The sequence below is a fragment of the Campylobacter iguaniorum genome, from assembly GCF_000736415.1.
Lineage (GTDB): Bacteria > Campylobacterota > Campylobacteria > Campylobacterales > Campylobacteraceae > Campylobacter > Campylobacter iguaniorum.
Genome location: NZ_CP009043.1, coordinates 594,427 through 614,474, shown reverse-complemented (window position 1 = coordinate 614,474; position 20,048 = coordinate 594,427). Strand labels below are relative to the sequence as shown.

Here is a 20,048-nt window from a genome sequence, read left to right as displayed (position 1 = left end):
AAAAAGTTGAAACCTATATTTTTTATCATAAGCGTCATCTTGATGTGTGGTTGCAGCCTAAAACAGCAACAACAAATTTTGGATCTTGGTTTTGAGCAAAATGCAACAATTTTGCCTAAATTTGAAGACAATATCACTATAAATCACAATGTCTTGCTAAGCAAATATTTTAGCGTCTGGAGTGAAGAAATCACGCAAAATCAGGGTGATTTGATGTGGGCGTTTAAAACGTATAAAAACAGCTCCAAAAAGACTTATTATGGCGAAAGTGGACTTCCAAGAAGCCAGGAGTGGTTTAAAAAACAAAAGCAAAATGCGAACTTTGATGAGTTTAAAACGATTTTGCAACCAGCGCTAACACTAACAAACACCGTCATTCGCAATTTTCCGACCTTTGACAAGTTATTTTTGAATGTCAAACAAGCTGGGGAAGGATATCCATTTGACTATCTTCAAGACTCGATTATTCCAGCTTTAAGCCCAGTTTTGATATCTCATTATAGCAAAGACAAGGCTTTTGCATTTGTTAGAAGTGACGCTATTTGGGGATTTGTGCCTACTATAAATTTAAAAGTGCTAACAAAAAATGAAGTTAGTGAGTTTAAAAATTATAAATTTGGTGCGTTTAAGTTTGATAATTTTCCGGTTTTAGACACAAATAACCAGTTTAAATTTAGCTCTCGTATAGGCGGGATTTTTCCATATAATGATGAAAATAAAACGCATTTTGTGCTAAAAAATCAACTTATAATTTCAAAAGATTTTTCTAGTAAATTTGAAGAATTAAACGATGAAAATATCAAAATTAGATTAAATAATATGCTCGGTCAAAACTACGGCTGGGGTGGCGAAAATGGACTAAGGGATTGCTCTTTATTCTTAAAAGACTACTTTGCTTCATTTGGAATATGGCTACCAAGAAACTCAAAAGAGCAAGGCAAAATAGGTCAGGTAATCAACCTGTCAAATTTAAACAATGAGGAAAAAGAAAAAATGATAAAAAAATATGCAATTCCATTTTTGACATTACTCTATATGCCAGGACACATAATGCTTTACGCTGGAGAAGTAAATGGCTCGCTAGTAGCCGTGCATGATGCTTGGGGGATAAGGACAAAGGATGATGGCAGAGCCATGATAGGTGGTATCGCAATAACTGATTTACAAATCGGCAAAGATGAGCCAAACATCAATAAAAAAGCCCTTTTGCTCTCAAAAATCAAATCCATGAATACAATAATCACAGATGAAAAATCAGCTTTTGAGATGGCTTACAATATAAAAATTGATGGCAATACGCTTAAATTTGAAGATGGATCGCAAATGAGCTTTGATGATAATCAAACAAAAAATTATGATAAATACTTAAATAATCCAAGCATTAAAGATATGCTAGCTTATAAATATCCGCTGCTAGAGCCACTAAACTCGCTGCTAAGCGACGCTGGAAGATTTAGAAATAGTGAGTTTTTTAATAAAATTTACGGCATGGATAAAGAGAGCGTAAAAGCAAATTTAACTGAAATAATTTGGTTAAAAAATAGCGTGAATAAAAAGTTTAAATTTAACTCTAAAAATGGAGCTGCAAAAGCACTGCAAAAAGTCAGCAACGAGCTAGATATTTTGGTGCAAAATGAGCCTAAATTTAAAAAATATCTAGATAATCCATCAGGCACATTTAACTATAGAATAATAGCCAAAACAAACCGTCTTTCAGCTCATAGCTGGGGTATCGCAATAGATATAAATACAAATTTAAGCGATTATTGGCAGTGGAGCAAAGATGGCAAATACAAAAATCAAATCCCAAAAGAGATAGTAGAAATCTTCGAAAAACACGGATTTATCTGGGGAGGAAGATGGCAGCATTTTGATACAATGCATTTTGAGTATCGCCCAGAGTTTAGCGTATATACTAACTCTAGGCAAGAAAGTTTTAATCTAATTTAAAGCGATTTATTGCTGGTTTATCTAGCTCATCTGGATCGATATTTATATCATATCCAGAAGCTCTTCTGTATGAGCCAAATATGCTTTGCTCTTTTTTCTCTGGCAAAACTTCTTGAGTGATTTCAGGTTGTTTGGCTTCGTTTTTATCTGCAAATCCAGTAGCTACAAGTGTTACTTGAACCCTACCTTCACTCATAGACTCATCACATAATGTTCCAAAGAATATATCTGCATCTTCATCAGCACTATCTTGGACTATTTCCATAGCTTCGCTGATATCGCTCATAGGGCAACTTGGGTGAAATTTGAAATGCACCAAAACGCCCATAGCGCCTTTTATATTCATATCATCTAAAAGCGGAGATTGGATAGCGTTTTTGAGTGCTTCTTGAGCTGCTTCTTCACCTTCAGCCTCGCCAACGCCCATAAGAGACAGACCCCTATGACTCATTGCAGTTCTTACATCTGCAAAGTCTAGGTTTATATCGCTAGTTCCTGAGCTAAGAACTATAGAGCTCATACCGCTCACAGCGCGCGCTAGTATATTATCAACTTGTTTGAAGCTATCTTTTATACCTGCTTTTTTATCGATGATACCCATAAGTTTTTGGTTTGGGATGACGACTATGCTATCGCACTCTTTTTTAAGCTCATCAATACCCTCAAGAGCAAGCCTCATTCTTTTTTTGCCCTCAAAAGAAAATGGGGTTGTGACAACGGCTACTGTTAAAGCGCCTATTTCTTTTGCTGCTTGAGCGATTATAGGAGCAGCTCCAGTACCAGTACCACCACCAAAACCAGATGCGATAAATACTATATCAGAGTATTCTAAAGTAGTCTTAATCTCTTCGTAACTCTCCAAAGCAGCGTCCTTGCCGACTTCTGGAACCATACCAGCACCAAGACCTCTAGTTTTTTTCTCACCAAGCTGAATTCTAGTAGTTGCACTTGAATCTTCTAAAGCTTGAGCATCGGTGTTCGCAGCTATTAAATCAACTGTTTTCATACCGTCTTGATTGTTTATACCCTCTCTTACGATATGATTTATCATGTTGCCGCCACCGCCGCCGACACCAACAACTTTTAGCTTAGCTCCATAAATATTTTTATTTTCTTCTACGGTAAAATCGCCCATATCATCTCCCTCTTAGAACAGGTTTTTTAAGTAATTAATAAATTTAGAAAAAGGATTTATTTTATCCTTTATATCGCCAATATCACGTTTATTATTTTTTAAATCTTCTTTATCTATTTTTAAATCTAAACTATCATACGTTTGATCTTGCGTTGGCGCTATGATAGGTTCTTCTTTTATGGTTTCAAAATCATTATCTATCTCATCTCTCATCTCTCTTATAGAAATCAAGCCTTGATTTTTTATTAAAGGCTCTTCTTTGTATCTGAGTTTGCGTTCAGAATCTATCTCATAAGGAGTAAAAAATCCAGCCCCATAAAGACAAAGTCCAATAGCGCAAGAATTTGCCGGATCTCTTAAAACATCTATAAGACCATCAAATTCCTTTGGTCTAGCGATACGAACTGGCATACTATCAAACACAGCAGATGCAAGCTCTCTAAGCCCATCTAGCTTTGTCATTCCACCAGTCAAGACAACTCCAGCGCCAGCTAGATCCTTATAATTGCTCTCGCTAAGCATTTTAGCAAGTATCATCAAAGTCTCTTCAACTCTCATATATATAACTTTTGTTATTACGCTTATTCCAACTTCGTGGGTTGAGTTTTCATCCCCAAGATCTGGCAAAACTATGAGTTGGTTTTCTTGATTTTTAAGCGTGCCATATTTTACTTTTATCTCTTCAGCCTTAGTAGGTGGAGTATGTAAAATAGTCGATAAATCTATGGTTATATTTGATGAGCCAACGCCTAAAAATTCATTATATCGTATAGAATTTCCAGAATGAACGACCATATTACAACTAGCACCGCCCATATCTATAAGCACAGCTCCGAGAGCTTTTTCATCTTCATTTAGTGTGGCGATAGAAGATGCATATCCAGAAAGTACAACATTATCTGCTTTAAGTCCAGCCTTTTCTATAGCTTTTCGCAAATTTAAAAGAGCTGATTTTTGGACTACAATTATATGGGCTTGAACCTCTAATCTCGTACCATTCATTCCAAGAGGATCTTCTATATTATCTTGTTCGTCTATTTTGAAATTATATGGTAAAGTGTGTATAATTTCATAGTCATGCGGGATTTTGACTTTATATTCTGCTGAGCTTATGGCGCGTTCGATCTGTTTTATATTTACTTCACGTTCTGGAATATTTATAACATCTTTGCAGTCTATATTTTTCGCATCTTTTCCAGATATCGATACGATTACCTTATCATATCTTGTTCCAGCAGTTCTCATCACATTGTCAACTGCTGCTTTTATAGAGCTTGATGCTAGTTCTATGTTTGTTATAGAACCTTTTTTAAGCCCTTGAGATTTGACAGTGCCAATTCCGATTATTTTTATAGCATTTTCTATATTTGTGCTATTATTTTCGCATTCAGCCATAACAGCGCAAATTTGCGTAGACCCAATATCAATGCCTAGTATCTTTATTCCCACAACTATTACCTTTTATAGTACAATTCTACATCATAACGCTTTTGCAAGGCCATTAATAAATCTTGACCCAATTGTCCGTTTTTGATCGCATCGGCGTTTTTTGTTAGTAATTCGTTATACTCTTTAATCTTGTTAGAATCAAGCAATTTTTGTTCCATAATGTTGTAAATAACGGCTTTATCTTCTAAAACTATATAACCTTTTTTGTTAGTAGTTTCAAACAGCCTCATAACAAATTCCAAAAACTCAGCGTCACTTAGTCCGTTTACGCTTTTTCTAGTATCTCTGCTAATAAATCCTATATCTGTTCCATTAGATGTATCAACCATACTTTTTGCTTTTGCCTCAAGGGCGCCTTTGGATTTTATCTTTTCATACTCTTTTATAACGTTAGCTTTTGCCTCTTCATAGCTCATAACTTGTGGTGTAGCTACTGTTTTTAGTTTTACTATCAAATAGCCATTTTTATACTCAAAAGGTTTTAAGACATCACCAGCTTTTGCATCTTTTAGCTCAGCGACAGGAAACTCTGTGCTATCTTCTAAAACGCTCATTGAAGATGTTGGATTTGATTCACCTTTTTTAATTTTTAAATACTCTTCAAGTGCAAATTTTCTAGTATTTTTAAGTGCAAAATCCTTTTTTACACTTTCTAAAGCATCTGTAAATGATAAAAGTTTATCTGAGCTATCTCTATATTCGCCCCTATTTTCTTCGTAAAACTCCATCAAAACAGTCTCATTTGCATCTACTTTTACAGGTTCTATAAAAGTCGTATCCATATCATATTTTGCTTTTGTTAGGTAGTTGTTTTTTGTCTTTTCCCAAAGCTCTTTTAGCTCATTTTCATCTATACTTACAGAAGTTTTATCGGCTTTTAAAACTTGGATAGAAACTCTATCTTGCATAAAGTAGCTAGATCCTAGCATATCAATATCCTCAGTATTCGCTTTTAAATTTAAAGCACTGAATAATTTATTTAGCAAGATTTTATTTTTTAGTCCATTTTCATAGTCTTTTGGAGAGATTCTAGATCTTCTTAAGGCCTCTTCGTATGTGGCTCTATCAAATTTGCCATTTACTTGGAAGTTTTTATCTGCAATTATTGTTGCTATCATATCTTCATTTGTCACGCTAAGTCCTAAGCTATCAGCGAAATTTAGAAGCATTGTATCTTGTATGATTTTATCTAAAGCTATCTTGTCTAAGCCCATTTCATCGGCTTTTTCTTGAGTAAATTGCCCATTGGATAAATTAGAATAATAAGCGTATAATTCTGAATAAGTTTGTTGAAATTCTTGAATGCTTATACTTCTATCTCCAACTTTTGCAACAGATTTTGCTCTATTGTTATTCATATCGTAAGCACCCCAGCCAACAAATCCAGCGCCCACAAACGCAATAGTGCTAATCCAAATAGTTATAACCAAATATTTCTTATGCTTTTGCATCCAAGTAATCATAAATTTCCTTTATTATAAAAAACTATAAAACATCACAATTTTATCAAAATTCTGTTTAATATACCTTAAAAACAAGCCTTAAAATGAAATTTTGTAAAATTTTACTAACTTTTTTACTAACTTTTACTAACCAAATTTGGATTAATTAAAACTTTTTGCGTAATAAAGCAATTTGCAGCTATTTTCTAGCAGTGCGACAGTCTTAGCAAGGTCGTAAGCTGTCCTTTCATATACATACACTCCATAACCTTTTATAACCATTACGTTTGTATTTTTTTCGATCATAAATCTAGCTATTTCAGATGGTGCTCTTTCGTACCAGTCATCAAACTGCTTGATATCATAAACAAAAATATTATCAAATTTCATAAAACCAAAATAATCCTTTGGCTCTATGCTTACGTGATCTATGCTATAAGCCGTGAGATATGGCGGCATCGCGTAGCAGATGTATTTCGCTTCGCCTATATTTTTGTATATGTTTAAGTGAATGTCACTGTCTATGCTCGCATCATTCCACCTATAATCTTTTTTTGAGTATAAAAGTGTCAAATCATCATTGCTAAGTCCGTCAAAAATCGCATCTTTTTTATTGATAACAAACTGATTATGCTCGATTCTAGCAGAAATTGAGCCATGAAATACACCAAAAAAGTTTTTCTTAAACATCGAGCTAGATATTCTTTTAATCTCATTTATTGAGTATTCTACATTCATAATTAGTCCTAAATTTTTATGAATTATAACATAAAATTAGGTCGCTCAAAGTAGTTTTATTCCAACTTAAAATCTATTATGTTATTATAAAGCCTAAATTTACACCCAAGGAAATCAGTTGCAATCACCTCATATCCCAGTCCTTTTAAATGAAGTAATAAGCTCATTTAAAAGCATCGAAAAAGGCACTATTTTAGACTGCACATTAGGATATGGCGGACACTCAAAAGCCCTGCTCGACGCAAATCCAAATTTAAAAATCATAGCCTGTGATAGAGATGATACTGCGATAAATTTCTGCAAAGAAAAGTTTAAAGATTATGGAGATAGGATTTCTATCTATAAAAGCAACTTCGCAAATATCATAAATTTGATAGATTTAAGTGATATTAAAGGGATTTTAGCAGACATCGGAGTTAGCTCTTTGCAGATTGATTTAGATGAACGTGGGTTTGGGCTAAATAGCAGCACTCTTGATATGAGAATGGATAAAAATCAAAGCTTTGATGCGAAAGAGCTTGTAAATACATATAGCCAAAGTGAGCTAGAACGTATTTTTGTCCAGTTTGGTGAGCTTCCAAATGCGACTACTGTAGCCAAAAAAATCATTGAAGCAAGAAAAATCTCACCTATAACAAGTGCAAAAGAGCTAACAAACATAATAGGCAAATCAAATTTAAAAAATCGCTCCGTAAGTATCGCTATACTTGCGTTTCAAGCCATAAGAATAGAAGTCAATAAAGAGCTTGATGAGCTAACAAATTTACTAACTTCTATAAAAAACTCAAACATTAATAACGCTATTTTAACCGTTATTTCATTTCATTCATTAGAAGATAAAATAGTAAAAAGCCAGTTCAAAGAGTGGGAGAAAAGCTGCATTTGCCCTAGTTTTGCTATCCGTTGTGAATGCGGCAACAACCATTGCATAGGCAAAATCATCACTAAAAAACCACTTCAAGCCACAGATGAAGAGATAAAACAAAACTCAAGAAGTAGCTGTGCTAAACTAAGAAGCTTCAAGATAGAAAGGCAAAGATGAGCGACAAAGACGAACTCCTCCAAACTCACGATGAAGAGCTAAAAAAAGAGCATAATCTATCTTTTCAGCACCTACTAACTGCGTATTTGATGATACTTCTTATCCTTGCAGTGACATTGCCAAAAATATATATAAGCAATGAAATATATTATACAAGTAGGGATATAGCAGAGCTTAGAAACAAGCTAAATGTCTTACTTGAAGAAAACAAAGAACTCAACTCAAAACTAGAAAAAATAAGGTATAAAAACCAAATCATAGACAATATGAGCTACTAAATGCTTAAAAATTTTATCAAAACATACGATCCGGCAAATTTCGGTCTGACATACGCTCTAAAAGCGTCGATATCATTCATACTTTGCGCTAGCGTATCTTACTATTTTTTTGGATTTCATGCCACAGTCTTTGCCACAAACGCGTCTATAAGTATATTTTTTATAAACTCACTTGATGGCAATGACAAGGCAAAACTAAAATACCTATATCTTTATATATTTTTATCTTGCCTCGCTCTGCCTTTTGTGGCGTATTTTTACGAGCTTGGATGGTGGCTTGTAGTGCCTACTTTTTTGTGGATGAGTTTTGTTGGGATTTGCGCGATTTTTAATCCAAATTTAAACAAAGTCCTCTCCATTGTCAATATGACTGGCTTAGTCGCTTTAATCGTCCAAAGCAACGGTGAATTCGACATTCAAAGCTCGATTTATGGAGTTATCGTTGGTGGGGTTATAGCTTCTACTTTGAGAGTTTTACATATCGGAACTTATGGTAAATTTACCAAAAAAACATATAATTTGCTTCTAAACGACACTACAAAAATGGCTCAAAATCTCTTCGATCAAAAAACATTTGACGAAATTGCCCTGCAATGCGCAAACCACATAGACAGTATCAAAAAAATCTTCGCAAACCAAAGTGCAAATCTCAAAGACGCAAGGCTAATCATCCACCACTCAAAGGCAATATTTTACTTATATAAAACAGAAGATATATTTTATTCTTTAATATCTTTAAAGAGATATTTTATCAATATCAAGGACAATTCACTACTTTTAGAGGTACAAAAAGAAATTCTCCACAACCTAAATGAGCTAAAAAATATATTTAAAGATGAAAAGGTAAGCTTAAAAAGTGAGGCTCTAAACAAGATCCAAAACTCTAAATTTAGTATATTTGCAGCATCTCTTGAGGTCTTATACTCTAAATTTGAGCTTATAAAAAATGGTGGCGAAGACAAAATCAAACTAGAAAAAAAGAGTTCAAAAAGCCTAAAAAGTATCATATCTGAGATAAATTTACAAAACGATACAGTCATAAACTCTCTCAAACTCGCGCTTGGCGTCTCCATAGCTATCTTCATCACTCAAGTTACAAAAATCGACCATGGAGTATGGATTGCCATAGGAGTTTTGAGCGTGAGTAGAGCCACTTCATATATGACTAGAGTCGTTGGATTTGACAACATAAAAGGCGCAATGATCGGCATTTGCATAGCGTTTGCTCTCATTTATACGCTCAAATCAACCGTGATCTTCGTGCCACTCATAATGCTTTTTATATTTTTAACATTTTATCTTAAAATATTTCCTACTATATATTTTTCATCTGTGTTTATGGCGACTTTTACACTTGTATTTTCAGAGATAAAAGCTGATTTTTTGGAGCTTGTAGTGGCTAGATTCGCCGATATTTTGATCGGATTTTTTGTTGCTTTTGGGGTGACGTTCTTGCTATTTAGAAAGGCTTCAGCCATAAAGCTAAACTCAAATTTATCCTCAGTCATAGCAAAGCTTAATGAACTATCAAATTTCTTCAGCCAAAGCCAAAAGGCTAAATTCATAATCAGCGAAAAAAGCGTCTTAACTAGCTTAAATATCTACAAAAAAGCTATTTTAGAAAATGATAAAAGAGAGTTTAAATACTTTAAAACATCTTTAGAAATTTACAAAAATCTTGAAGAGATAAACGGCTTAATTATAAATTTAAAAGACTATATCAAATCCATAAAGCATGACAAGCTAGACCTCATCAAGCTAGCATTGGAGTCCGATATAAAGATAATTTCCACAAGATTTGAGATGATAGAAAAGAAGCTAAATAAGCTTCCTTATTATTTTTACGATAGTGTAGAAGATAAGCTAATGTGTCATGATAAGACTATAACTTATCTTCTAAATTTGATTGCTTCAAAGCAAACCAAAGTCATGGATCTGATTTAAAACTCCCACCTAAAGCCGACATTTACTTGCCAGTCTTTTTGTATGGTTGCTCCAAGACTTCTTTCTAGATCGGCGTAGAGATGTGTTTTTTCGCCGATTTTTTTGTTTAGTCCAAGCCCTATTTCTACCCAGCTATCTCTGTAATTTTCGCCAAAGCTCATGATCTCGCCATTTGCAGATTTTAGATCTACATTTCTATCTGCTTTATACTCTCTCATCCAAAACGCCTTGAAATACACGTCGCTATCATCTGCGATCTGTTTTCCGGCATTAAATCCAAGCTTAGATATTAAGCTTTTTATAGCGCTCTCTTTTACAATCGTATTTCTATCAGTAGTGTAGTTTTCTGATTCGATATTTGAGTAGGTTAGTTGAGCTAAAGGCTCTATAAACGAATTGTTCTCAAATCTTATAGTCTTGCCATACTCCAAGCTAGCAGCGTAAGCCAAACTGCCGTATTTAGCATGGTCTGGGAAGTCACCGCTTGTATTGTATTTTGAGTTTATCTTACCGTATTTTAGCACCGTATCAAGATAATGTCCGTTATCTAAATAGTTTGTATAGTATAGACCGACAACTCTTTTTTCTCCATCGCCTTTACCATAAGTATAGTCTTGGTTGCTGTGTTGGCTGTCTATAAATAGTCCATATATGTGGTTATCTATAGCTTTGTCGATTCCTGCTTGCAAGGTGTAGTAGTTTTGGCTATATCCCTCTCCACTAAATCTACCACCATAAACCCTAGCCCAGCTGCCTTGCTTACTATCATCATAACGCAAATCGCCTAAACGCTTACGAAGTGAGTCATTTGATATCCTATTCCATTGGTTATAGACTGCTACTTGTCTATCGCTTAGTATTACTGTAGTATCGTTATTTGCTTCTTTGGTGAAATTTGCTAGATACCATTTATTTCCCTCTTTGAAAAACGTAGGAGCATTAGTCTGCCATAAGCCACCTTGATTTAATGCTTTACCGACAAACTCATAGCCAACGTCATTCTCATCAGTGATAAGCAAAAGCTTTTTGACTCCAGTTACTTCTGCTCCAGTATATAGACTCTCATCTGCTACTTGCACCCCATGTACTCCAGCTGGAATACCACCTGTGATTATTAGTTTATCGCCGTATGTCTCTTCACTTCCAGCAACTGCGCTATTTAGATCAGTATCAAATACAAAGTTTCCGCCATTTCCACTTAGTTCTTTAACTGTCAAGGTCTCATAAGTGCGTGGATTTGAGTATGGTGTTCTGTAGTTGTTAGCTAGAACGACATGAGCGGTGTCGTTTAAATTTAGCTTATCAACAAAGCTATTTTGAGCCACTTTCCACTCTGAATCATTAAACATATCCACATTTGCTTTTGTTGTGGCTAATGGCTCTAGTGCACTACCTTGCCATCTAGAATCATGACGAAGGGTTACTTTTGAGTTATCGGCGGTTATTTTTATATCTCCTTGCCATTTTGAGCTACCTTGCATATCGACGCTGCTTGTTCCAGCACTAGCTATATAATCCCCATTGAAAGATGCCGCATGATAGAAATTCGCATTGCTAGTCCCACCAGTGACTTCTATATCCCCAGCGTAGTTCGTATATCCATTAGCGTTTATCGTACTAGTTCCACCAGTGACTACAGTATCTGCATTTACTACAGAGTAATCGTCAAGTTTTACAGTCGCTGCTCCACCAGTTACGGTATTTGTCGTGCCGGCTTCCCAAGTAGAGTTTTCATTTAGATCTATAATATTTATTCCACCAGTTGTAGTGCTGTTACCACTAAATTTACCAGTGTCGTATAAATTTATTCCATTATCTCCGTTATTGACTGTTACATCTCCAGTGTACGATCCGCGATCATTTATGTCTATCCTGCTATCTCCACCATTAACCACAGTATCTACATTTCCTACAGAATAATTGTTGAATTCTACAGACGCCGATCCTCCATCTACTGTGTGTGTCGTGCCGGCTTCCCAAGTAGCACCGTTCCAAAAAATTATCAAATTTGATCCACCAGTCGTAGTGCTATCGCCGCTAAATTTACCAGTGCTAGATATTTCCATATCATTAGTTCCACTAGTGACTTTTATATCTCCAGTATAGCTTGATGAATCGCGAACTCTTATAATACTATTTCCACCATCTACTGTGGTATTTGCATTCATTTTAGAATCAGCGTTAAGAACCAAATAAGCCTTTCCGCCTGATACTTTGTTTTCACCAGACTCCCAAATAGAGCTTTGAGACGTTGATATACTATTGATTCCGCCAGTTGTAGTGTTATTTCCTTTAAATACACTGTTATCAGCCAAATATATCGTATTTTCACCATTTGATACTTCGTTATTGCCAGTCCACTGAGTAGTACCGGTTAATAATATATTCATTGTTCCGGTTCCACTTACTGTATTATTTCCAGTCCAAGTAGCGCCATTGTAAAAACGAAAATTACCTCTACCGTCTGATAGTATATAATTATCACCGTTAAAAAAAGACCCAGCTCGTTCAAATTGCACTTGCACAGCACCCTTAGAGTTTTGGTTTTTTATATCTCCAGTTATCTGGACTAGTGAGTGGTCTGCGCTGTTTGTGCCGCTACTTATATTTACGAAACTATAAAAATCATTAGTATATGCTGCATCTTTAAGGTCTATTGCAGTGCCGGTTCCACTATTTATGATTACGTCGCCTCTTGCAACTACTGCGCCTCTTTCGATATATATACCAGTTCCGTTGCCGTTTGATGTATTTATATTTATATTAGAGTTTATATCTGATTCTAGCGTACCTCTTGATGCCGCACTATCTGAAATCAAATTTACACCTTTAGAGCCAGCTCCAGTGGTTGTGATGTTTAAATTTGAGCCATTTTTTAGATATGCATATGAGTTTTTATTGACTTCAAGTCCTACGCTATCATCTTTTTGCATATTTATAGTTAGTTTTGCATTATCGGCATCTAGGTTGGTATTTTGTTTGATAACAACTCCGTATCCATTACCAGCAGTAGAAACAGTAGTTTCAGAGCCTCTACCTAAATTTAACCTAGAGTTATTTTCAAGATGTAAAGTTCTAGCTCTATCTGTATTAACATTATTAATTAAATTTGTTGTTCCGTTGAAATTGACAGTATTGTAACTACTAGCAAAAATAAGGCGCGTATTACCAGTATTAGTGCCATCAGCTTCTATAGTGACAGTCGAACCGCTATTAAAAGTGATACGTTTGCTCCCAGAAGCACCTATAATATTAAATTCACCCCTCTTATTTAAAGCAGGAGCTTTTACCGAGCTTACCCCACTTATAACGAGGTCATCTGGCAAAGAATCAAGGACGACTGCCCCCCCCACCACCAGTTTCGGTATAATTCGATGTGGTAGAATCATAAACATAATCCTTATCTGCAATAGCAATATTTGCTTGCAAGCCAGAAATACACATACAAACAGCCAAACTCGTGGCTACAAAAAATCTGTCACTCCTGCTTTTGAAATATAAAATTTCTTGCATATTGATCCTTTAAAATTAATCTTATTATAAAACCCATGCTTTCATGGATTACTACAATAGAATTTGATTTTCTAAATTTATACTTGTTAATAAACTTTATTATTAACAAGCACATTATAGCACTTAGTAAATAAAATGTATATAATAAATCGGAAAATTTGATAAAAAATGTTTATATTTTACAAGATAGTTATAAGTTTACTTAAAATTACAATAAATTATAACCATCTTGTAATGTTAATGGAGTTGAGTATGTAAATTTACTTTTCAGATGATACGCTAAGGACTAGCTGGTCAAGGACGTATTTTTCTAAATCTTTTTTAGGTATCTCTTTTTTAATAGCTTCATTGTAGATGATTTCTATCTTTGATGAGTATTTTTCATAAGGAAAATATGGAAAATGCACCTTCCAAGCTTTCTCAATAAGCTCTTTGCTTATGCTTTTTCTAGCCCAAATCTTAAAAAAGTCAAAACCCACAAAAATCAGTGCAGTCATAACCATAGTCGCGATGATAGAGTAGTGGAAATCCACTTTTTCAAAGAATTTATGCAAAATGACTATCAGAATAGACAAGCTAAACAGACAAGCTATACCATATATCACGTATAATCTACCGTTTCTAAATCTGAAATTTAGCTTCGATGGATCTACTAGCATACCTTCATTAAACAAGCAATTTACCTCTAAAAGGTCTTTGAACAAAACTGGTTGTTTTGAAACTACGAACAATTTGTCAAAAATCAGTCTTTTAAATTTTTCTAGCATATTTTTACTTTTTTACGTATTTTTAGTGATATATTATATCAAAAATAAGTCAAATGTAGATAAAATAAGAGTAAATTTTTTATTAGGAGCAGAAAATGGCAGTTCCAAGTGCCTCAAAAATAGTGTATCTAAATGGCGAATTTATGGATAAAAACGACGCTAAAATCAGCATTTTTGATCGCGGATTTATATTTGGCGATGGGATTTATGAAGTAGTTCCTGTGATAAACTCAAAGCTAGTTGATAGGGTTGATTTCTGGGAAAGATTTGAAAGAAGCCTCTCTCAAATAGATCTTAGCTTACCAGTGGCAAAAGATGAGTTTGAAAAGGTGCTTTACGCTTTGATAGAAAAAAACGGCATCAAAGAGGGCGGAATATATATGCAAGTCACAAGGGGTGCTAGCGAGCGTGAGTTTAAATTTGTCAAAGGTACTAAGCCTACAATCATGGCTTTTATATACTCTCAAGAGATTTTTGACCATGAGTTTGCCGACACTGGCATCAGTATCATCAGCACTCCAGACATCAGGTGGAAAAGAAGAGATATAAAATCCATATCACTTCTAGCTCAATGCTACGCTAAAAATGAAGCGGCTAAAGCTGGAGTTTATGAAGCATTCATGGTAGAAGACGGCTACGTGACTGAGGCTAGTAGTAGCAGTGCCTTTATCATCAAGAATGACACGCTCATCACAAAGCCACTCTCAAACGAAATTTTGCCTGGAATTCGTCGTAAAGTTTTACTTGGACTTGCTGAGCAAGTGGGACTAAAAGTAGAGCAAAGAAAGTTTAGTATGGATGAAGTGTATGGGGCAGATGAAGTCTTTATCAGTGCTGCGACGCTGATACTTTTGCCAGTTATCAAAGCAGACGGCAAGCTGATAAACGACGGCAAAGTAGGCAAATACGCTCCAAAACTAAGAGAGCTTTACGCTACTAAACTAAAAAAAGAAGCTGGGCTGATATGATTTTTTTGAGGGTTAAATTTGATTAATACTCAAGATAAAATTTATGATATTTTAATAGTTGGAGGTGGCGCTGCTGGGCTGTTTTTGGCTGCAAATTTACGCTCAAAAAGCGTCGCTATTTTAGAAAAAAACGCAAACTTTGGCAAAAAAATTCTCGCAAGCGGTGGCGGGCGTTGTAACATCACAAATAAATTTATAAACGCCAATAAATATTTAGGCGACTATGAATTTATAAAAAATGCAACCGAAAATTTGAGCCATAAAGATGTTTTGAACTTTTTTAGTGAGCTTAAATTTAGCGAAGAAAAAAATAATCAGTTTTTTTGTAAAAGCTCTTCAAAAGACGTTTTAAATGCACTTTTAAAGCGTCTTAATCACTGCGATAAATTTACTAGTTGCGATGTCACAAATATAACTAAAAATGGTGATTTATTCAAAATCCAAACAAATAATTTGAATTTCAAAGCCAAAAATGTAGTTATCGCAAGCGGCGGAATGAGCTATAAGGCACTTGGCGCTAGTGACGTGGGATACAAAATCGCTCAAAGCTTCGGGCATAGTGTCCAAAAACCACTCCCAGCTCTTGTGGGATTTAGCGTTCAAAAAGATGAGTTTTGGTTTAAAAATTTAAGTGGGGTTTCTTTTTTTGCAAAGGCAAATATCGCTAGCAAGGAGCTTAGCGGAGATCTTCTTTTTACTCATAAAGGCATAAGTGGGCCACTTATCTTAAACTGTTCTTTATTTTGGGAGAAAGGTCAGATTGTTTTGGATTTTTTGCCTGATTTTAAAATAGATAAATTTAAAAACTCGCAAAAGCAACTCAGCACTATTTTGCCGACCCCAAAACGCTTCACAAAAGAGTTCTTACTCTCGCAAGAATTAGCCGATAAGCCTGTAAATAAATACAATAATCTTGAAATGCAAACGATCAAAAAGCTTGAAGCTTACAGTTTCGCACCTGCTGGAAATTTTGGTTTTGAAAGAGCTGAGATCACAAAAGGTGGAGTAAAAACTGATGAACTTACTTCAAATTTCCAGAGCAAAAATATAGATGGGCTATTTTTTATCGGTGAAGTTTTGGACGTGAGCGGAATGCTTGGGGGATTTAATATACATTTTGCATTTGCTAGTGCTTTTACGCTATCGACCTATCTAAATAAAGGCTACTAAAATAAGTAGCCTTTTAGCCTTGCTATCAAGTTTTAAATTTATTTAGATTCTCTTCTAGGTCTAGCGCCACATCTTTTAGACTTTGAGATACTTCTATGAACTCACTTGCTATTTTCGCATTTCTATCTAGTAGATTTGCAGATATTTTAGAGCGTTCTAGCAACTGCTCTATTTTGACATTTATATTTATACTTTTTGCTGCGACTTCAGTGGCTATATTCATAGATTCAGTTGTTATATCTTGGGTTGATTTAGCTTGAGTCATAAGCATATTTGCCTCTTCGCTAAGTGAAGATATATTTTTAGCGTTTCCATTTAGCAATACTCCAAGCTCTCTTACGCCATTTATCATACTTTGAGCGCTTGCGTCTATATCTTTTAGCGATTCATTTGTCCTTTCAGCTAGCACCCTGACCTCTTCAGCGACCACCGCAAATCCACGACCCATATCTCCAGCCCTTGCTGCTTCTATAGCTGCGTTTAGCGCAAGCAAGTTTGTCTGATCTGCCACTTCGCCGATGACGTCAAGGACTTTTCTCATATCTTCAGTTTGTTTGACGACCAAATTTGTTCTTTGGGCGACTTCTTGCTCTTTGACATTTGATAGATTGAGATTATCGACGACTTGTTTTAATGAGTTTATCATATCTCCAAGCTCATCAAAAGATTTTTTATTTACCTCAGAAGCTTTATATGCCATTTGTCTTGATTCTTGAAGCTCATCACTTACAAGCTGGCTTATCTCGTATGAGCTTTTGGCTTGTTCTTTTCCCTCATCAGCGCTATTTGATAGCTCAGCCGCACTTTTGTTTAAATTTAAAGTCTCGTTTTCTACACTTTTTGCGCTGTTTTGGGCTATTTTTACTATGCTTTGGATTCTTTCTATAAAGGCATTAATGTTTTTACAACTTTGACCTATCTCATCATCGTTGCTTACCGTGATTCTAGCACTTAGATCGCCATCGCCACTTGATAGATCTTTTGCCTTTCCAAGAAGCTCTAAAACTGGTTTTATAACGACTTTTTTAAGCACAAAAAGAACGATCAAAGTCGTGATAATCAAAGATGCTATAAATATAGATAAAAACATAAGCTGTTTGTTTTGCATATCTGCGTCTATCTCATTAAATGAATATTCCAAATCCATGACACCAAGCACATCGCCGACCTTTGAAGTGCCATGACAAGCAAGACACTCATCTTTTACTATGATAGGCGTTACAAGTCTTAGCATATGATTGTTTTCTTCTTTGATATCAAAGCTAAGAACTTTTGGATTAGAAAATTGGTTTTCTATCACGCTATCTTTGGGTTTGACTTTTGATAATCCAAAACTTTCAGACAACTCATCAGACCTATAAACTTTTATAGATGATACGCCATCTATGCTACCAGCGTCTTTGATCGACTTTTCTATGATTGCTGGATCGCCTGTATTCATAGATGCTTGAACCGTTTGAAAAATAGATTTGCTAAGCATATCTAGGTTTTGTTTAGTTATTTGAATAGTTGAATTGTTAAACTGAGCTACGATTACAAATTGCATGATTACAAAGCTGACAAACAAAACAGCAATCATGCTAAATGCTATCTTCTTACCAATAGTATCTATTTTCATATGGCACCTTTTTAAGCAATTTTTAATATGTAATCATACAAAATAAAAACTTAATGGGTTATAAATTAAAACTTAAATAATTATTATACTGCCTCATCTTAGCTGATTTCTGACCTCCTCTTTTGCCATACTTATATCCCAAGCTGGCTCCCAGACCAAATTTATCTCACACTCTTTTGCGACATTTTGCACAGCATTTTGCACCCATTCTAAGATAAGCTCATGCAAAGGGCAACTCTTTGTAGAGAACGTCATCGTGACTATAGCTTTATCTCCTTGCATTTTTACATCATAAATCAGACCAAGCGAAACTATATCAAATCCGATTTCTGGATCGACTACCTTGCTAAGCTCATTATAAATTTTATCTATCATTTTGTACTCCAAATTTAGTATATCTTATAAAATTAAGCATATTTAAGATAACAAAAAATATGCTAACCGCTATAAAAAATGTTCCAAATTTACTCACAATTAGCTCAATAGCTATCCCACAAAGATCAAATAAAATAGCTATATAAGTAAATTTTTTTATAACCATATCTTCGAGCATAGGAACTTTTGTTTTACCAACAAATTTAGCAACATAATGATACCAAATCAAAAATGGCATAATCTTGTATATGTGAGCTGTGATAAACGGATACAACGCCCCATAAAATAGCAAAATTATCGCCGAATTTATGCTGCCAAATTTATACATTATGGCAGAGCAAACCAAAGATATAAAGCTTATTATAAGATTTATGCTCCAGTAATCATACGCCTTTCTAACTCTATTTCTAAGTATCATCACGCACTGAGCTACAAGCATCAAAGCAGCAAATATGATAGCCATAATAGTGTCCTGGCTACGAAACAAAAGCAATAATCCAGCCAGCAAATACAGCCCAAAACTAGAGTAATAAAAGCCAAAGCTCACATTATGAGCTAAGCTAAACATAGAAAGCAAAACGCTAGATGCTCCAAGCACCACAAAAAATATAAATCCAAATACAAAATATAGATGTAAATCCAAAATCCTAACAAAATCAAAGTCTAAATTTAGCACCAAAATCAAAACAAGCAAAAGCCCAAGGCATAGACCAATTATCAGCATTACAGATGATACAAAAAGACAAATCCCAGCAAAGCTCAGCTCTTTTACATTTAAAAATGTTAACATATAAACTAGCCCAAAATAGGTCAAATTTAAAAATAGCATTACACCGCCAAAGCCTATTAAGACCATATTTTGCGAGTATAAACCAGCCACAAATACTATCAAATCAATGATGTAAAAAACCAAATTTGCGTACGATCCTTTTAAGCTATAAAAAGGCTTATCAAGTATAACTGAGCTTAGCTGATAAAGTGAGCCAATGATAATACTCATCACAAAACCAACCAAAAATAGGTGAAAAAATGACGCCGTCTTCAAAGACATTAACGCCCCAAAATCAGCACCAAAATAGACAAAAACGCTAATCATGGCTAAGATTATAGCTACAAAAAAATAAGCACCAACCAAGCTAAATGGTGGTGCAAATGTATTTAGAAGTTTTGGCATGGCAAGGCTTTAATACGACATTCCACTAGCAAAAGAGCCACAACTTCCATCTATTTTTTCTACTTCTTTGCCTTCTTTTAAGCTAAAAACTAGCTTTACTTTGCCCCCGTCTAGTTCTTCGTTTGTGTAGTTAAAGCTGCCCTCTATCTTTGGTATTAGACCAACTGGAAATTTATGGTTTATCATCATGATTTTTGTGCTAGTATCTTTTACTAAATTTATGGCAAGAGATGCGTTTAGCATAGGTTCTGGAGGCGTGAGAGACGAGCTATCAAATCCTATATAAGTGGTGTCGCCATCAATCTTTTTGAAAAAATCCACGCTAGAGCCATCTACGCTAAATTTCTCCCAATTTTCAAAATACTTACTCATTTTTTCTCCTTGAATTTTGAGAAATTATATCAATATTTTGAAATTTAAAAGTTGATATCGCTCAAGAATTTACAAAATAAATGCTGTATATTAAAAGATGATTTTATGCTATT

At 34.8% G+C, this 20,048-nt stretch carries 17 protein-coding genes and 1 pseudogene; 6 read left to right on the top strand and 12 right to left on the bottom strand.

What is annotated here, in order from left to right; all coding sequences use genetic code 11:
* Nucleotides 1-6: 6 nt before the first annotated feature.
* Entirely contained in the window at nucleotides 7-1,950 is a 1,944-nt protein-coding gene (locus CIG1485E_RS03135) for a bifunctional C40 family peptidase/M15 family metallopeptidase (RefSeq protein WP_038453631.1), read from the top strand.
* Here the strand turns inward: CIG1485E_RS03135 and ftsZ are convergent.
* From ftsZ to CIG1485E_RS03115, 4 genes are all read right to left on the bottom strand, one after another.
* Nucleotides 1,937-3,085 carry a cell division protein FtsZ gene (gene ftsZ / locus CIG1485E_RS03130; protein ID WP_038453629.1) on the bottom strand — a complete coding sequence of 383 codons (1,149 nt, stop codon included), beginning with the start codon at nucleotides 3,083-3,085 and terminating at the stop codon, nucleotides 1,937-1,939. The genes CIG1485E_RS03135 and ftsZ overlap by 14 nt on opposite strands.
* 12 nt (nucleotides 3,086-3,097) lie before the next feature.
* Nucleotides 3,098-4,534 (bottom strand): cell division protein FtsA, encoded by a 1,437-nt coding sequence (ftsA, locus tag CIG1485E_RS03125; protein ID WP_038453627.1) that lies wholly within the window; start codon nucleotides 4,532-4,534, stop codon nucleotides 3,098-3,100.
* Between the two features lie 5 nt (nucleotides 4,535-4,539).
* Nucleotides 4,540-5,997, bottom strand: coding sequence for a peptidylprolyl isomerase (locus tag CIG1485E_RS03120; protein WP_038453625.1), 1,458 nt, complete (start codon nucleotides 5,995-5,997; stop codon nucleotides 4,540-4,542).
* A 141-nt stretch (nucleotides 5,998-6,138) separates the two neighbouring features.
* Nucleotides 6,139-6,714, bottom strand: a complete 576-nt coding sequence (locus CIG1485E_RS03115) for a class II aldolase and adducin N-terminal domain-containing protein (protein ID WP_038453623.1) — start codon at nucleotides 6,712-6,714, stop codon at nucleotides 6,139-6,141.
* A 118-nt stretch (nucleotides 6,715-6,832) separates the two neighbouring features.
* On the opposite strand from CIG1485E_RS03115, the gene rsmH reads away from it, so the two are divergent.
* Genes rsmH through CIG1485E_RS03100 form a run of 3 tightly spaced genes read left to right on the top strand, consistent with a single transcriptional unit; the run spans nucleotide 6,833 to nucleotide 9,978 of the window.
* Nucleotides 6,833-7,756 (top strand): 16S rRNA (cytosine(1402)-N(4))-methyltransferase RsmH, encoded by a 924-nt coding sequence (gene rsmH / locus CIG1485E_RS03110; RefSeq protein ID WP_038453621.1) that lies wholly within the window; start codon nucleotides 6,833-6,835, stop codon nucleotides 7,754-7,756.
* Nucleotides 7,753-8,034, top strand: a complete 282-nt coding sequence (locus CIG1485E_RS03105) for a hypothetical protein (RefSeq protein WP_038453619.1) — start codon at nucleotides 7,753-7,755, stop codon at nucleotides 8,032-8,034. Before rsmH ends, CIG1485E_RS03105 begins: the two co-directional genes overlap by 4 nt.
* Nucleotides 8,035-9,978: an FUSC family protein gene (locus CIG1485E_RS03100; RefSeq protein ID WP_038453617.1), complete on the top strand. Its 1,944-nt coding sequence runs from the start codon at nucleotides 8,035-8,037 to the stop codon at nucleotides 9,976-9,978.
* On the opposite strand, the gene CIG1485E_RS03095 is transcribed toward CIG1485E_RS03100, so the two are convergent.
* The 3 genes from CIG1485E_RS03095 to CIG1485E_RS03085 form a co-directional block, all read right to left on the bottom strand.
* Entirely contained in the window at nucleotides 9,975-13,367 is a 3,393-nt protein-coding gene (locus CIG1485E_RS03095; RefSeq protein ID WP_158336106.1) for an autotransporter outer membrane beta-barrel domain-containing protein, read from the bottom strand. The genes CIG1485E_RS03100 and CIG1485E_RS03095 overlap by 4 nt on opposite strands.
* Complete coding sequence (locus CIG1485E_RS09405) at nucleotides 13,309-13,491, bottom strand: hypothetical protein (RefSeq protein WP_038453612.1); 183 nt, start codon at nucleotides 13,489-13,491, stop codon at nucleotides 13,309-13,311. The genes CIG1485E_RS03095 and CIG1485E_RS09405 overlap by 59 nt, the downstream gene beginning before the upstream one ends.
* A gap of 260 nt (nucleotides 13,492-13,751) precedes the next feature.
* Complete coding sequence (locus CIG1485E_RS03085) at nucleotides 13,752-14,258, bottom strand: hypothetical protein (protein WP_038453609.1); 507 nt, start codon at nucleotides 14,256-14,258, stop codon at nucleotides 13,752-13,754.
* Between the two features lie 95 nt (nucleotides 14,259-14,353).
* Here CIG1485E_RS03085 and CIG1485E_RS03080 point away from each other — a divergent pair, with 95 nt between their 5' ends.
* Nucleotides 14,354-15,226, top strand: coding sequence for a D-amino-acid transaminase (locus CIG1485E_RS03080; RefSeq protein WP_038453607.1), 873 nt, complete (start codon nucleotides 14,354-14,356; stop codon nucleotides 15,224-15,226).
* Between the two features lie 18 nt (nucleotides 15,227-15,244).
* On the top strand, nucleotides 15,245-16,396 hold the full coding sequence (locus tag CIG1485E_RS03075; protein WP_235183857.1) for a BaiN/RdsA family NAD(P)/FAD-dependent oxidoreductase: 1,152 nt from the start codon (nucleotides 15,245-15,247) through the stop codon (nucleotides 16,394-16,396).
* Between the two features lie 25 nt (nucleotides 16,397-16,421).
* Here CIG1485E_RS03075 and CIG1485E_RS09690 read toward each other — a convergent pair whose 3' ends face one another.
* The 5 genes and pseudogenes from CIG1485E_RS09690 to CIG1485E_RS03055 form a co-directional block, all read right to left on the bottom strand.
* Nucleotides 16,422-17,255 carry a methyl-accepting chemotaxis protein gene (locus CIG1485E_RS09690; protein WP_407637582.1) on the bottom strand — a complete coding sequence of 278 codons (834 nt, stop codon included), beginning with the start codon at nucleotides 17,253-17,255 and terminating at the stop codon, nucleotides 16,422-16,424.
* A gap of 24 nt (nucleotides 17,256-17,279) precedes the next feature.
* A pseudogene (locus CIG1485E_RS09685) lies at nucleotides 17,280-17,486 on the bottom strand (HAMP domain-containing protein); the annotation flags it as partial.
* Nucleotides 17,487-18,107: 621 nt separating this feature from the next.
* On the bottom strand, nucleotides 18,108-18,389 hold the full coding sequence (locus tag CIG1485E_RS03065; protein WP_038453602.1) for a metal-sulfur cluster assembly factor: 282 nt from the start codon (nucleotides 18,387-18,389) through the stop codon (nucleotides 18,108-18,110).
* Nucleotides 18,379-19,563, bottom strand: a complete 1,185-nt coding sequence (locus tag CIG1485E_RS03060; RefSeq protein WP_038453600.1) for a hypothetical protein — start codon at nucleotides 19,561-19,563, stop codon at nucleotides 18,379-18,381. The genes CIG1485E_RS03065 and CIG1485E_RS03060 overlap by 11 nt, the downstream gene beginning before the upstream one ends.
* Before the next feature lie 9 nt (nucleotides 19,564-19,572).
* On the bottom strand, nucleotides 19,573-19,935 hold the full coding sequence (locus tag CIG1485E_RS03055) for a hypothetical protein (RefSeq protein ID WP_038453598.1): 363 nt from the start codon (nucleotides 19,933-19,935) through the stop codon (nucleotides 19,573-19,575).
* Between the last annotated feature and the right edge of the window lie 113 nt (nucleotides 19,936-20,048).

Coding starts and splice junctions, on each gene's coding strand:
- ftsZ (WP_038453629.1), bottom strand. CDS start 3,085: ATGGGCGATTTTACCGTAGAAGAAAATAAAAATATTTATGGAGCTAAG.
- CIG1485E_RS03120 (WP_038453625.1), bottom strand. CDS start 5,997: ATGATTACTTGGATGCAAAAGCATAAGAAATATTTGGTTATAACTATT.
- CIG1485E_RS03115 (WP_038453623.1), bottom strand. CDS start 6,714: ATGAATGTAGAATACTCAATAAATGAGATTAAAAGAATATCTAGCTCG.
- CIG1485E_RS03105 (WP_038453619.1), top strand. CDS start 7,753: ATGAGCGACAAAGACGAACTCCTCCAAACTCACGATGAAGAGCTAAAA.
- CIG1485E_RS03100 (WP_038453617.1), top strand. CDS start 8,035: ATGCTTAAAAATTTTATCAAAACATACGATCCGGCAAATTTCGGTCTG.
- CIG1485E_RS03095 (WP_158336106.1), bottom strand. CDS start 13,367: ATGATTCTACCACATCGAATTATACCGAAACTGGTGGTGGGGGGGGCA.
- CIG1485E_RS09405 (WP_038453612.1), bottom strand. CDS start 13,491: ATGCAAGAAATTTTATATTTCAAAAGCAGGAGTGACAGATTTTTTGTA.
- CIG1485E_RS03085 (WP_038453609.1), bottom strand. CDS start 14,258: ATGCTAGAAAAATTTAAAAGACTGATTTTTGACAAATTGTTCGTAGTT.
- CIG1485E_RS03080 (WP_038453607.1), top strand. CDS start 14,354: ATGGCAGTTCCAAGTGCCTCAAAAATAGTGTATCTAAATGGCGAATTT.
- CIG1485E_RS03065 (WP_038453602.1), bottom strand. CDS start 18,389: ATGATAGATAAAATTTATAATGAGCTTAGCAAGGTAGTCGATCCAGAA.
- CIG1485E_RS03060 (WP_038453600.1), bottom strand. CDS start 19,563: ATGCCAAAACTTCTAAATACATTTGCACCACCATTTAGCTTGGTTGGT.
- CIG1485E_RS03055 (WP_038453598.1), bottom strand. CDS start 19,935: ATGAGTAAGTATTTTGAAAATTGGGAGAAATTTAGCGTAGATGGCTCT.